This is a genomic window from Streptomyces sp. NPDC050147, assembly GCF_040660195.1.
Taxonomy (GTDB): Bacteria; Actinomycetota; Actinomycetes; order Streptomycetales; family Streptomycetaceae; genus Streptomyces.
The window spans coordinates 1-12,687 of the sequence record NZ_JBFALJ010000026.1; the positions used below are offsets into that span (position 1 = coordinate 1).

At 68.1% G+C, this 12,687-nt stretch carries 12 protein-coding genes and 1 pseudogene; 8 read left to right on the forward strand and 5 right to left on the reverse strand.

Going from position 1 to position 12,687, the window contains the following annotated elements; genetic code table 11:
• Window positions 1–659: 659 nt before the first annotated feature.
• Together AB0I94_RS32110 and AB0I94_RS32115 are read left to right on the forward strand one after the other, a co-directional pair.
• Window positions 660–1,283, forward strand: coding sequence for a DUF2975 domain-containing protein (locus AB0I94_RS32110; RefSeq protein ID WP_363313235.1), 624 nt, complete (start codon window positions 660–662; stop codon window positions 1,281–1,283).
• Window positions 1,283–1,510: a helix-turn-helix transcriptional regulator gene (locus AB0I94_RS32115; protein WP_363313236.1), complete on the forward strand. Its 228-nt coding sequence runs from the start codon at window positions 1,283–1,285 to the stop codon at window positions 1,508–1,510. Before AB0I94_RS32110 ends, AB0I94_RS32115 begins: the two co-directional genes overlap by 1 nt.
• A gap of 799 nt (window positions 1,511–2,309) precedes the next feature.
• On the opposite strand, the gene AB0I94_RS32120 is transcribed toward AB0I94_RS32115, so the two are convergent.
• Window positions 2,310–2,501, reverse strand: a complete 192-nt coding sequence (locus AB0I94_RS32120) for a DUF4236 domain-containing protein (RefSeq protein WP_160502320.1) — start codon at window positions 2,499–2,501, stop codon at window positions 2,310–2,312.
• A 777-nt stretch (window positions 2,502–3,278) separates the two neighbouring features.
• Entirely contained in the window at window positions 3,279–4,385 is a 1,107-nt protein-coding gene (locus AB0I94_RS32125) for a helix-turn-helix transcriptional regulator (RefSeq protein WP_363313237.1), read from the reverse strand.
• Between the two features lie 191 nt (window positions 4,386–4,576).
• Between AB0I94_RS32125 and AB0I94_RS32130 the strand changes: the two genes are divergently transcribed.
• Window positions 4,577–6,001, forward strand: a complete 1,425-nt coding sequence (locus AB0I94_RS32130; protein WP_363313239.1) for an FAD/NAD(P)-binding protein — start codon at window positions 4,577–4,579, stop codon at window positions 5,999–6,001.
• Window positions 6,002–6,787: 786 nt separating this feature from the next.
• On the opposite strand, the gene AB0I94_RS32135 is transcribed toward AB0I94_RS32130, so the two are convergent.
• Window positions 6,788–7,372, reverse strand: a complete 585-nt coding sequence (locus AB0I94_RS32135) for a TetR/AcrR family transcriptional regulator (protein WP_363313240.1) — start codon at window positions 7,370–7,372, stop codon at window positions 6,788–6,790.
• Window positions 7,373–7,510: 138 nt separating this feature from the next.
• On the opposite strand from AB0I94_RS32135, the pseudogene AB0I94_RS32140 reads away from it, so the two are divergent.
• Window positions 7,511–8,409, forward strand: a pseudogene (locus AB0I94_RS32140) (methyltransferase domain-containing protein).
• A gap of 60 nt (window positions 8,410–8,469) precedes the next feature.
• Window positions 8,470–8,754 carry a leucine zipper domain-containing protein gene (locus AB0I94_RS32145; RefSeq protein WP_363313241.1) on the forward strand — a complete coding sequence of 95 codons (285 nt, stop codon included), beginning with the start codon at window positions 8,470–8,472 and terminating at the stop codon, window positions 8,752–8,754.
• Window positions 8,755–8,925: 171 nt separating this feature from the next.
• Here AB0I94_RS32145 and AB0I94_RS32150 read toward each other — a convergent pair whose 3' ends face one another.
• The gene (locus tag AB0I94_RS32150) at window positions 8,926–9,519 is read right to left on the reverse strand and encodes an SMI1/KNR4 family protein (protein ID WP_363313242.1); all 594 of its coding nucleotides are present in this window, start codon (window positions 9,517–9,519) and stop codon (window positions 8,926–8,928) included.
• A gap of 447 nt (window positions 9,520–9,966) precedes the next feature.
• Window positions 9,967–10,554: a TetR/AcrR family transcriptional regulator gene (locus AB0I94_RS32155; protein WP_363313243.1), complete on the reverse strand. Its 588-nt coding sequence runs from the start codon at window positions 10,552–10,554 to the stop codon at window positions 9,967–9,969.
• Between the two features lie 180 nt (window positions 10,555–10,734).
• Here AB0I94_RS32155 and AB0I94_RS32160 point away from each other — a divergent pair, with 180 nt between their 5' ends.
• From AB0I94_RS32160 to AB0I94_RS32170, 3 genes are all read left to right on the forward strand, one after another.
• A complete protein-coding gene (locus tag AB0I94_RS32160) occupies window positions 10,735–11,145 on the forward strand; it encodes a DUF6463 family protein (protein WP_363313244.1) in 411 nt (136 codons plus the stop codon).
• Window positions 11,146–12,089: 944 nt separating this feature from the next.
• A complete protein-coding gene (locus AB0I94_RS32165) occupies window positions 12,090–12,344 on the forward strand; it encodes a nuclear transport factor 2 family protein (protein WP_363313372.1) in 255 nt (84 codons plus the stop codon).
• Entirely contained in the window at window positions 12,284–12,505 is a 222-nt protein-coding gene (locus AB0I94_RS32170; protein ID WP_363313364.1) for a nuclear transport factor 2 family protein, read from the forward strand. Before AB0I94_RS32165 ends, AB0I94_RS32170 begins: the two co-directional genes overlap by 61 nt.
• The last annotated feature ends 182 nt before the right edge of the window (window positions 12,506–12,687 follow it).

Here is a 12,687-nt window from a genome sequence, read left to right on the forward strand (position 1 = left end):
CGCTCGACGCCTATCGCGCGCAGGGCGGAGGCCGTCGACGGTGAGACGGCCACCAGGAGGTTGCCGCGCTGGGCACCGGAGAGCCGGGTCAGCGGGGGAGGACCAGAGACCGTCGGTTACCGCGTCTCCGGGCCTGTGTGGCGCGAAGCCTCAGGAGGCGGCGAGGCCGTCGTCCTGACAGCCCCGGCTACACCCCCGGGTAAACGAAGCGGATGGGCGGGCCGCACGCTGCTGAACTCGCTCGTGCCGAAGCCGTCACTCAAAGTCCGTTCCGGGAGTAATGGAGCGGCGCGGAGCTCGTGGCCGCCCGCATGGAACGCAAGTAGCAGGCGGCTCGGCAGACGTCGGTCCCCGAAGCGAACCTTCGATTCCAACTCCTCTACGAACAGGGCCGATTGTGCCCCTTGGTCCATCTGTCACGGGAGGAGGACACCACCATCCGCGCTCCGAACAGTGCGACTGGGCCTGTCGGCTGGCCGGTTGAGCGCGGTGGGCGGCTAGCCCGTAGGGCCGGGGCCGACCGGTTGGCCGGAGCCCGATGACCAGGAGTTTGTCAACTCCACCAGTCCAGCTATATCGTTTCTCGATAACATCGATAAACGATATAGAGCTGATGTGGGGAATCCGTGATGGCGACAATGCGTAGTCCGTTGGGGCCGATGTCGGTAGCGGTCAAGTCGATCGTGACGCTGATGGCGGTACTCATGATCGGGGGACTGTTCGGCCTGGTCTTCGCCGACAACGTGTCCGTCCTCGGCGTCGGCGAGCAGTCCGTGTGCGTCACGGACACGACCACAGAAACCAGCACTGGAAACGGCGGTCCGGATGCGGACATCAAGGCCGCGCCCGGGGCCGCGCTCGTCCTGGACGCTCACCCGCGATACTGCACGAAGGACGCACCCAGCACGATGCAGAGCCTGCTCAACATCCAATCCAAGCTGGCGCCCTTCGCCTTCACCGTCGGAGCGCTGCTGCTCGTCCTGCGGCTGATCAAAGGTGCGGAACGCGACGGCCTCTACACCACACGAACCGCCGGGCGGCTGCGCGGATTGGGCTGGTGGCTGCTGGCCGGCAGCGTGCTCGCCGCCATCCTCACATCCATCGCCGAGCGGGCACTGGTCGCCTCACTGAGTGCCGGCAACTGGAGCTCCAACGCCTGGTCCGGACTGCTGCTCTGGGACATCCCCTACATGGCGATCCTCACCGGCCTCGGCATCCTCTCCTTCGCCCGGATCATGCGCATCGGCATCAGCATGCGCGAAGACCTCGATGGAACAGTCTGATGCCTGAGGAGAAGTACGAGCACGCCATCGAGGTCCACCTCGACCGGCTGCTCGAAGAGCGTGGAATGACCCTGACCGAACTCGCTGACCGAGTCGGCGTCACCCATGCGAACCTCTCCATCCTCAAGAACGGCAGGGCACGGGCCATCCGATTCACCACTCTCACCCGCCTCTGTGAAGTCCTTGGTTGCCAGCCCGGTGACCTACTCAGCCACCGCCCCCGCTGAGCACGCCGTCAGGAGGCTCCACAAGGCAATGCACAGTTACAAACAGGGTTTCGCCAGCTCAACCGGCTCCTCAGAGGTCGTTCTCAGCTGAGCGCCGCCTCGTATATCTCGCAACTCGCCCAGGTTTCACGCGTGTCGAATGCGGGCACGACTCCGCCGGACGGAGAGGGCATCGACACACGCCTTGGGATGAGACGAGCTTCGCAGGATGAGACCGGCAAGTCGGACCTCCCGGCGGCCCGTGGAGCGCCTCCACCCTTGGTCCCCCTCAAGCTATGTCCGGAGCAGGTCAAGGACGAACTCGGCTGGGCCGACTTCCAGGTCCGCTCCGACCGTGCCGTCCGCCGCCACCAACCCCTGGTCAACTGCGCCTTCTCCTTCTGGTGGGAGCAGTGGTTCGGCCTACCGGGCCCGGTGGATGACACCGCGCCGGACCCGTATCCCAGCCCGGTGCCAGAGAGGGGCCCGTCCGCGTCCCTCCAGTACCAACAGCGCTGCTGGCCCAGGGCCATGCGGGGGATCCGTTCCTGGCTCGCCCCCGCCATCACCCTCAACCGTTGGTGGCGAGCCTGGACGGACAAGGGCCCGCCCTCCGAACTCCGGGCCCTGATCGACGCGGTCACCACCGGACGCGGCATTGATCTCTACCGCCGGATTAACGAACTACCGGTAAGCGCTCGGCTGGGGTTTCCCAACCGGGCGCTTAGCGTGGGCGGCCGTAACAGGGCGCAGCGCGTCGCGGGATCAAATTCTTCGGGCGGGCCCGGAGCCGTCTCAAGGCTGTTCTCCTTCTGTCCCCTTACCGTCGCTTCGTTGTGCGGCGCCAGCCGAACGGGCCCGGCAGGTCCATCGAGGTGGTGCGCCGACCGGTGCTGCTGTGGGTGCGGCGGGGGCCGTGGCGGCCGCCTGTGGTGAGGGACCACGAGCGCTTGTTGATGTTCAGCCGTACGCCGGGAAGTATCCGAAAGCTCTTGCGGAACGTGAGCGGCATGGAGTCCTCCTAATATCCGTCTCCGGGTACCCGGACAGGGCCGCCCCTCACGTACGCGGCGGCCCCCGTGTCCATGCCCCCACGTGATCACTCAGGGTGAATCCCCACTCACTGCGACCAGTTGGGAGGATGTGGCTGCTGGGGGAGACCGGCGAAGCTCACCCGCATGACGAAACTCAAGCACACCGACCCCTGCTCGCGGCCGCCGCCGTCCTCTGCGGCCGGGCGAAGCGGACGAAACGTTAGCCCTCAGCTGGGAACGAAGCGGCGCGTTAGTCGAGTTCGACGGCGGAGCGGATGCCGCGGGCACGGAAGCGGCGCCAATCGCTTCGTATGTCCGTGACGGCCTTGCGGGTGCGCACGGGGTGCACGTCGGTCATGTGGTCCATGGACCTGTTCCAGGTGGCGCAGGCTTGCTCGCCGGTTTGTGCTCACCGAACTCGCCGACGACACCCTGGAGATCGTCTCCGCCCGAATCCGGCCGAACTGTGCTCACCCCGGGGCGCCTTGACCACGACCAGGACCGCCGACACGGCGCCGGCCGCCAGCGGGGGCGCGGGTGAGTACGTGGCCGCCAGGATGCCCGCCCGCCCCGGCTGCGGGAAACGCGATCCGCTCGGCCCCGCTCCCGTGGTGGGGGTCGGCCCTGCCCTTGGCGGAGCGCAGCTTGTCCTGCTGTCCGCTGGGGAAGCTCCTGAGGGTGAAGGCAGACAATACGCCCACCCAGTACCTCGGTCACATCGAGATATCCCGCCGCCGCTTCGGCGCCTGAGGTACTTACCCGGGCCGGTAATGCTCGGCGAACAATCGAGCGACGAGTTCCCCTCGACTGGAGACCTCCGCCTTGCCGAAGACGGTCTTGAGGTGATCGCGCACGGTATGCGGCGAGATGAACAGCGTTGCGGCGATCTCCGTGGTGGGAAGCCCGCGCGTGATGAGCTGGGTGATCTCCAGCTCGCGCGACGTCAGGCCGTACGCCTCGGCGATGAGGACCGCCCGGTCGGCAGCGGCCGTCGGCTCGATGACGAGTGCCACCGGACCGGGTTGCCCAGCCGGGCCGCTGAGACAGGAGGCGTGGCAGGTCAACCAGTGGCCGTCAACAGTCCGGATACGTGTCCTCGCGCCGCCCGTCCGGTCGCGGCCCTGGGCGATCGCCCGGGCCTGCAGCGCAGTGGCGACCACCCAGATCGGCAGCCTCAGGCCCAACTGCGAGGGGATGGAGGGACCTTCAGGGAGCTGCGTGAGGTACTGCCGCGCCTCTTCGTTGATCGACGTCGGCTCGCCGGAGGGACCGAAGAGCACCAGTCCGGGCGCGGGTGCGTCAGTTCCGCCGCCGGACGCGGACGGGCGGGCGAACCGGCGTATCCGCGAGGCCAGCGGACCGGACAGACCGGCGAGCAGCGTGGTCTCGGCCGGGCCGAACGGGGCGCCACCGCGCATACGGAACAGGCTCACCACGGCCCATGGCCGGTCGCCGACCCGCAGCACGGCCCGTAGCTCGTCGTCCACGCCCTGACTCCCGAGCAGCCGGCGGAAGCGCGCGCTGCGCGCGGGCAGGTCGCCGGTGGCCGCGCGCAGACCGGCCGCTGGGACGGTGGCGCGGGCTAGGTCCCGGAACGGGAGGACGTTCTCCTCCAGGAGTTCGCTTTCCCAGTATTCGGCGCAGCCTTCGCCGGAGCCGAGGTTCTCCACCAGCATCGGCGCGGTGATGAGACCGGTCTCCGGGTCGGTGGCCGCCCATACGGCCGAGTCGAAGGGCATGAGCTGTCGCAGCTTGGCGGACGTCCGGCTGAAGAGTTCGCGTGTGTCGGTGACCCGATCCGCACCCGACAGCACCTTGGCATGACCTGACAGCACCTCGGCGTGGCGGCGCGCATCAGGCATGGAGATCCCTCCCGAGGTCTGGATGCAGGCCAGCCTGCCCGCCCTCCTGTCCTGCGCCAACCCCCCATTTGAGGGGGGTCATTCTCCGCCGGTCACCGCCCGTGGGGGATGGGGCTCGGCATTGGTGGCGGGCGAGGCTCGATATGGCCGCGGCTCCTTGCGGCGGCGGCCTGGAATGTGAAGGGAAGAACATGGACATCGCAATCGTCGGAGCGGGTGCTGCCGCGGTCGGCCTGCTGGACACGCTGGCGGCCACCGCCAACAGCCCTGGGGCCATCACGGTGTTCGAGCCGTCCCCGCATCTTTGGCGAGGCCGCCCGTACGGCCCTGACCTGGACACGGTGCTGGTCAACGCCCCGCCGGCCATCATGTCGATCCGCCACCTGGACTTCGGGCACTACGCGGCCTGGCTGGGCACGCGTGGCCAGGCTCACCTCGACGCACGGCTGGGCCAGCCGCTGGTTCCGCGCGCGCTTTACGGCGAGTACCTGGCACACACTGCGGAGGCGGCGTTGGCCATCCTGCGCGAAGTCGGCTGGCGGGTGCGGGTCGTCACCGCCCGTGTCATCGGGGTAGCCCGGTCCGGAGCCAACTGGTCGCTGCGCATCGAGGACGGACGCGGGCACGAGGCCGACCACGTGGCCTTGTGCGTGGGCGGGGGGACGCCGCAGGACCACTACGGTCTCGGCGGCGCCTCCGGTTTCGTGGACGATCCGTACCCGCTGGCACGCACACTCGAAGGGGTCGCGGCCGATAGCAACGTCGCGGTCATCGGAAGCGGTCTCACCGCGGTCGACGTCGTCGTGTCGCTCGCCGCGCGCGGGCACACGGGGCCGATCACGCTGCTGTCCCGCAGCGGTGTGCTGCCCCACGTCTGGCAGCGCCCGGTCGAGCACCGGCCGCAGCATGTGACCGCCGAGCGGGTGGCGGTGCTGCACCGGCAGCAAGGTGCCGTCACTCTCGAGGACCTCATCGGGCTGCTGCGTGCCGAACTGGCCGAGACCGGAGAGGACTTCGAAGGCTTCGTGGCCGACCTGCTGGCGACCACAACCGAAGATCCGGTCCGGCGCTTGCGGGCGCAACTGGACGCTGTCGACGACTCCAGGATCGGCCGCCGGGTCCTGCAGGAGACAGCGCACAGCCTTGGCCCGTACGCGTGGCGGCTGCTGTCCGAGCCCGACCGTGTGCGGCTGCAGCGCCACTTCCGCATGGCGACGAGCGTGGCCTCCCCGATGGTCCCGGTGAACGCTGCCACCATGATGCGGCTGTTGGACTCCGGGCAACTCGCCGTCGCCGTGGGCGTCCGCAAGATCGAGGTGGCGGAAGGGGGGTTCCGGGTACGCCGCGATGACGGCGAACGTACTTTCGACGCCGTCATCAACGCCGTGAACCCGCCACCGCGGGCGATCCCTCGGGGGGCCGGGCAGTTGGTCTCGGCCTTGCTGGCCGACGGTTCGGCCGAGCTGCACCCGGCCGGGGGGCTGGTTCCGGCTGACCCGCGCCTGCACGTGGTGGGAGACCTCGCCGGGGGCGGTCCGTTCATTACGTCAAGCATCGCGGGCATAGCGGCCCAAGCGGCACGGGCCGCGCAGACGATCGTCGCGGCCGGCGACTGAATCCCCCACCCACCCTTCCCGAACGGCGATGGAAGAGCCACGCCCCAACCGATCACGGTGCGTGCGGGTCGAACAGGAAGCCTGGTCGGGCGGTCTCGGCCACGTAAATGCATGACAACAGGGCTCTTTGGCAGCCCGGGGTTGCGACGCGACTTGAGTATCGAAAGGCCCTGTTGTTCCAGTCTTGCGTGACGGTCCTGGTCCCGTCCAACACCCGTGTGGCGACGGGCGGTTGCCTCGCGCACCGATGCAGGAACGCGGCCGACGTCCGGCCTGAACCGGCGGGCGTGACCGCGTCCGTCGGCGAGTCCGTTCACCGGCGTCTCAGCGGGATGTGCAGCAGCGTCATCACGGCGATGCCGACCAGGAGCGCGGCGCCGACGCCGGGGGAGCGGAAGGGCCACGTAGGTGATTTCGCCGCCGGTGAGCAGCATCAAAGCGGTACGCAGGTCGAGGGGACCGTTCGGGCGGGGGCTCGGCAGCGCGGCGCAGGACTACCTTCTGACTGCATCAGGGGTGTGCGCCGCATTGACGGCACACACCCCTGACGTAGATGGGGTGACGCAGGTCGACACCTGGGCAGGAAACTCTGCACGCGTCTGGTGGTCAGGTACTTGTGACTGACGAAGCGGTTGCCGGGGTTCGAGTAGATCCGAGTCCATGTGTTGTAGCCGCCAACACTGGATCCGTACGTCCAACGAACGACACCCCGAAGGCCCGCACTCGAACATCACACGTGGCAGGCCTCCGGCTTGCTGTCTCGATTCCTGACTCGCCGCACAGTCCCTAGCCGTCCACCAACGAGGCCACCAGGCGCGTTATGTCGGACCGCGGGTCAGGCATGCCGGGCCAGCTGGTCATTAGAAGGTGGTGGGCGGTACCTACGATCGCGAGAGCCATGGTGCGCGGGTCGACGGTCTCCGCCACCCTGCCGAGCCCCTGCTCGGCCTTCAGATAGCTGGTGATGGCCTCCTGGATCGCGGTGAAGCCCGGTGCCCCGTCTTGCAGGGCCGCGCGGATGCGCAACGCGGCGGCAGGGCGAGTCATGGCCAGGCCCGACAGGGCGGGGCCGCCGGAGTCGAACAGCGCGAGGACGACAGCGTCGAGATTCCGCGCCACCGTGCCCTGCCCGGCGAGCATCGACAGTGCCTGCGCCTTCGTCGCCGTCCGTGCGAACCGGTCGAGGCAGAGCTCGGCCACGAACTCGTCGAACCCTGCGAAGTGCGCGTGCAACAGCCCCTTGGCACAGCCCGCCTCGGTGGTGACGGACCGGCTGGTGAGCGCGCCGGGGCCGTCCCTTGCCACGACACGCTCCGCGGCCGCGAACAGCCGCTCGCGCACGTCCGGCGTCGCCACTCCGCGCGGTGACATGGGCCTCTCTTCCGTTCTGCCGCCATCGCCCACAAGGGGCGCAACTTCTTGGATGGTAGCGGGCATTGCCTGTTTGGGCACGCGCCCATACAGTTTGGGCGCATGCCCATTCTCCGTCGTCCCATTCAGGAGGCCCCCGTGTCAGACGTCGTCAACACCGAGCAGGCAAGGGCATGGAACGGCCCCGAAGGCGCCCACTGGGCACGCAACCAGGACCGCTGGAACGCCGTGAACGAGGGTTTCAACGAGCCTCTGCTCAAAGCCGCTGCAATAACCGCGGCTCATCGGAGCCTCGACCTCGCTGCGGCTCCGGGCAGACCACGCACCTCGCCGCGCTCCGGGCGCCTCAAGGGAGCGCGCTGGGCCTCGACCTGTCCGGCCCAATGCTGGCTGAGGCGCGGGCCCGCGCGGAGAAGGGCGGCATCACCAACGTCTCCTTCACGCAAGGCGACGCGCAGGTGTACTCCTTCGAGCCTGGCGCGTTCGACGCGGTGATCAGCCGCTACGGGGTGATGTTCTTCGCCGACCCCGTAGCGGCCTTCGCCAACGTCGGCCGGGCACTGCGACCCGGTGGCCGCCTGGCGTTCGTCTGCCCGGCCGACGCCACGCTCAACGACTGGGTGGCGGCGGTGGCGTCACTGCGCGACTTTCTGCCGGTCGGCGACTTCGGGAAGGCGGGACTGCCCGGAATGTTCTCCCTAGCCGCCCCGGACCACATCCGTGATGTCCTCACCGCGGCTGGATTCACCGGCATCACCATCACCCAGGCGCAGGTGTACGGGGCATGGGGACGCGGAGCCGAGGACGCGGCGGAGTTCTTGCTGGGAACGGGCCCCGGTCGCCACCTGATGGAGCAGGCCGACGCGGCTGCACGGGCCCGCGCCCACCGCACCCTGACGGAACATCTGCGCGACCACGAGGCGGCGGACGGCACGGTCCGGCTGCGCAGCACGTCGTGGCTGGTCACGGCAGATCGCCCGGCCGGCCCATCGGACAGGCCCTTGACCACCAGCGTTGTTGACACCGGCCGGCCTTGATCGTGGCGAAGACCTCCGGTGTGGTGGAGCTGTCTAGGACTGCACCGCACGGAGGTCTTCGTGTCCCACCGTGATGCCCGGCTGACCGTTCACGGCAGGCGGCTGCCCGTCGAGCGTGTCCGCTACGGCCGCCCCGTCGCGCACGTCGCCGCCGAGATGGGCATCTCACGAGCCACAGCCCACAAGTGGATCCGCCGCTGGCGGTCCGAGGGCGAGGCCGGACTCGCCGACCGCTCCAGCAGGCCCCGCACGATCCCGCACCGCACGGCGGCCACCGTCGAGGCCCGGCTGTGTCACGCGCGGCGACCGTGCACCGGATCCTGGTCCGGCTGCCGAGGACGCTGACGATCCCGTGCGCATCGGCACCGCTCGATGGAACCTGGGGCACGTCCTGCTCGCCCGTTCCCGAGGCCGCTGCGGCCGAAGAAGCCACGGAGATCGTGCACGCTCCTCGCTCCGGGCACCTCCGTGTGGGCCTGTGCCCTTCGGGTGCTGCTGCCGGGAACCTTGGGCACACTACTCGTCAGCGTCCCAGCGCAGATCGTCGTCTTCAATGATCCGCTTGTAGCCGTTCAGAGGCTCGTTGTTTTCCAGCGCGTTCGCGACGGCTTGCAGTACCTCTGCGAGCGACGTCCAGATGCGCCCCGGAGGGAACTCGCTCTGGCCGAGTTCGTCCCGTGTGCCTACCCTGCCTTGCTGCACACCGGGTTGGGTATCCACGACAAGATAGCCACCTCCGTCGTCGCTGGCGCACGGTATCCACCCTGGATGCCATCGCGCGTACTGGCCGTCGATTTCGAGCGGGATGTCGTGTGCGAGGTACTCCGCCCTTGTCTCGTTCTCGAGGTGGGCCTGCAGCCGCTGATGCTCCACGATCGCCTCTGTGCCCAGCAGCGTGTACACGGGGGGAAGGAGCCAGGGGGCGCTGCCGTCATGACAGAGGAGGGAATCAGTCAACTGCTCAGGGAGCCTGAGCCCAAGGCGCTGCTCTGCTGCAACGACCTGCCCGCGCGTGGCAGGTGGCGGCAGGGCGTGATAACGGCCTGGTGCACAGTCGCGGAGCCAGGAATCGATGCGCTGCCAGGAGTGGCTGACAGGTTCAGGTGCCATGCGGTCTCCGTTGAAACGCGCGAGTTGACGGTGGTGCCTCACATGATGACCGAGGCACCACCGAGTGTGACGGCTACTGGAGCTCGGGATCCGCGACGTCGCCGGCCACCGGGTCACTCTCGCCGGACAGTTCCTCGCCGTTCCTGGGTCTGGTGGTGGTGTGTTGTCTGGCGGTGGTGCTGCCTGTGTCTGGGTGAAGGCACGGTGGATGGCTGGGTGGCTGATCTCTGCCACCGCTGCCCAAGAAACGTTACCGGCAGGACATCGCTACGTTTCCGGTGACTTCCTCGACATGGCGTATGACCGCCAGGCGCCGCTTGGCTTCGCGGTCAATGGGGGTGACTTCGACATGTGGATCTCCTAGTAGTCAGAGACCCAGGTGGCAACGGTGATCGTCAATTTTAGAGTCAGTCCCGGACGGCCACCCAAGCATGAGAATCAGCCTTGTCAGCGTGGCTCGGTGGCTCCACGGGTGTCGCTGTGGTGCCGGTCGGCCAGGGCGGTGATTCCTGCTGCGGCAGCGGCGGCGAGGTCGGTGATCATTGCGTCGTCGACGGGCAGGTTGAGGATGTACAGGGCGGACGCCAGGGAGCCGAGGAGCAGCAGGTGGGCCATCGCCGGGTCGACGGCCCCGGCCAGCTCGCCGCGGGCCACGGCCTGTTCGATGATTTCCGCGAAGCTGGCCTGTTCGGCGGCCAGGAAGGTGTCCTGGAATCGGGTATCCAGTTCGGGATTGCTGGCAAGTTCGCTGATCAGGGCCGGCGCCAGCTGTCGGGCCGCCGGGGCGGCCATGCGGACGTGAAACGTGCGGACCAGCGCCAGCAGGTCCCCGTGCAAGGAGCCGGTGCTGGCCAGCGGAGGCAACTCCTGCTCGTGCATGGTGGCGACGAACACCATCTCGGCCTTGGAGGCGTAGCGGCGGTAGATGGCCGCCTTGCCCACCCCGGCACGCGCCGCGACGTGATCGACGGTCAGGGACGGGTAGCCGACTTCGTCGATCAGCTCCCGGGTGGTCTGCAGGATTTTGTGATCCACGCGACTGTCTCGGGGGCGTCCGCCCCGTTGCCTTCTCTCTGTCATGCCTGCATGATACGGAACGCAAGTATCGAAACCACAGTATCGGAACGTCGGTTTCGGAATCGTTGGCCCCGTTACGCACCGACAACAGCGATGAAGTTCGCACTGTGCGGCTTCCGACAAGAACGGAGGGCTCAGATGATCAAGTGGGCTGGCTGGATCATCACGCTATGCGGAACCGCGCACACGCTCGGCGCCCTGACGGTGGAGAAAGCCGCGCGCCACGCCGGGGAATGGTTCAGCGGCGGACTGTGGAGCGAGAACCTCGCCGATATGAGCTCGGCGGGCAGCGCCTACTTTCTGAGCTTGGCAAGCTTCGGCATGCCGCTCACTCTGGTCGGTCTGACGGTGCTGTGGTTGGACCGCCGCGGCATCACCCCGCCGGCCTTCATCGCCTGGACGCTGGGGACTTGGACCGTCGTCGACGCCATGGTCCTCCCGTTCACGCCCTGGCCGCTGTTCGTGCTCGCGTGCGCCCTGCTGCTGATCGGAAGCCGCCGCGCGCGCCGCGACAATCCCGCGCCTGTGGCCGGGCTTCCACGGGCGTGAACATCGGCCGCGCGAGTGAGCGTGGGAGCCCACTTGCTGAACGCGACGCTGCTTCGCCCATCCACTGAGCTGCGTCACTTTTGCCAACTACGGAGCGTCATAGCTCCGGGGCCAGGGCAACCGTCGTCACAACCGTCGTCACCAGTTGCCAATTGGCCTGCAACGTCACGCCGTTCACACCACAGACCGCAGCTCGGGGCCCACCGCTCACCCATCTCGATCCCCAGGCAAACGGCTTTACGGTTCGTGTCCGCTTCCGGGTGTGAGGTGCCCGGACGCAGACCGAAAGGGCACGGCCGATGGCGCAGACGAAGTTCGGCAAGCAGGCAGAAGGGACCGTCGAATCCGTGGCGTTCGGCATCGGCCGGTTCCTCCCAGGCCGCCCGCTACAGGGGAGCGGAAGACCGACCCAACGTTCTGGCATTCGGGCCCCCGCGCCTGCCGAAGGCCGAAGGCCGCGTCTCTCGCTCCTCCTACCGGGCCGGATGAAGCGCCCGACCTTCCGCATCACCGGCCTGGCCGCGCTCGGTGGGAGCGGTTACTGAGCGCTGTCGGAGAACCAGCACGCCACCTATGCCACCGCCCGGGACATCTGGGAGAACTCGGACCCGGCGCTCGCCACCTCGGAGACAGACGGCATCGCCGCAACCTCCGCCGCGGCCGTGGGAGGCCTCGTCTACGGGCTGCTGACCCGCAAGCGCCGGGAGCTCAGGCGTGAGTGGGTCCAGCCCCTGCACGAGGCGCTCGCCGTGCCACTGGGCATGTCGGAGCTGACGACCCGCGCCGCTATCTCCACATCCCGCGTGACTTCAACGACGACGACTCGGAGACACACATCGACACCCCGTCCCGTCTGGCCTTGGGCTTTGTTAGTGAGTTCAAGAGCAAAGAGACCGGAACATTTGTCCAATACGCCGGTGCGCAGTGACGGTGAGAGTGGCTTCATGAGCCACCACATCATTCAAAACGTCTTCCAGGCACTCGCCAGCAATGATCCCGATCGGATCTGCGCGGTCCTCACCGAGGACGCCGAATGGCTTTCGCCTCCCGGGAATGCCACTGCCCTCGCGCTCGACGCGACCCACCACATGGTGGGCAGGAACGCGATCGTGCGCTTCTTCGCCGAGGACTTCCCCGCCTGTTCGTGCGTGACGTCACGGTTTCCTTCCACGGGTCCCACACCGACGGCGAGCGGGTGACCGTGGAAGCGACCATGACGGCGACGCTCGCCAACGGCAACCGTTACGCCAACGACTACTGCTTCGTCTTCGAGCTCCGAGACGAGCTGATCCATAGGGCCCGCGAATACGTGGACACAGCCCGCGGGCACCGCATGATCTTCGGCGAAGCCCCACAGTAGCCATCCCCGACCCCGAAGTGCACCGTGCGGCGGCGCTCTAAGTGTGCTGTTCGGGCACGTTGGTGACGCGAGCCTGGCCCTGTATGGGTGCGGATGGGCCGGCCGGTGGCCCGGTCCAGAGTGGCCGGCTGCGGCAGGTGATGGGCAGGGATCTGCGCGTGCATTGCAGGAGCGGTCACTGG

Coding starts and splice junctions, on each gene's coding strand:
- AB0I94_RS32110 (WP_363313235.1), top strand. CDS start 660: ATGTCGGTAGCGGTCAAGTCGATCGTGACGCTGATGGCGGTACTCATG.
- AB0I94_RS32115 (WP_363313236.1), top strand. CDS start 1,283: ATGCCTGAGGAGAAGTACGAGCACGCCATCGAGGTCCACCTCGACCGG.
- AB0I94_RS32120 (WP_160502320.1), bottom strand. CDS start 2,501: ATGCCGCTCACGTTCCGCAAGAGCTTTCGGATACTTCCCGGCGTACGG.
- AB0I94_RS32125 (WP_363313237.1), bottom strand. CDS start 4,385: ATGCCTGATGCGCGCCGCCACGCCGAGGTGCTGTCAGGTCATGCCAAG.
- AB0I94_RS32130 (WP_363313239.1), top strand. CDS start 4,577: ATGGACATCGCAATCGTCGGAGCGGGTGCTGCCGCGGTCGGCCTGCTG.
- AB0I94_RS32135 (WP_363313240.1), bottom strand. CDS start 7,372: ATGTCACCGCGCGGAGTGGCGACGCCGGACGTGCGCGAGCGGCTGTTC.
- AB0I94_RS32150 (WP_363313242.1), bottom strand. CDS start 9,519: ATGGCACCTGAACCTGTCAGCCACTCCTGGCAGCGCATCGATTCCTGG.
- AB0I94_RS32160 (WP_363313244.1), top strand. CDS start 10,735: ATGATCAAGTGGGCTGGCTGGATCATCACGCTATGCGGAACCGCGCAC.
- AB0I94_RS32165 (WP_363313372.1), top strand. CDS start 12,090: ATGAGCCACCACATCATTCAAAACGTCTTCCAGGCACTCGCCAGCAAT.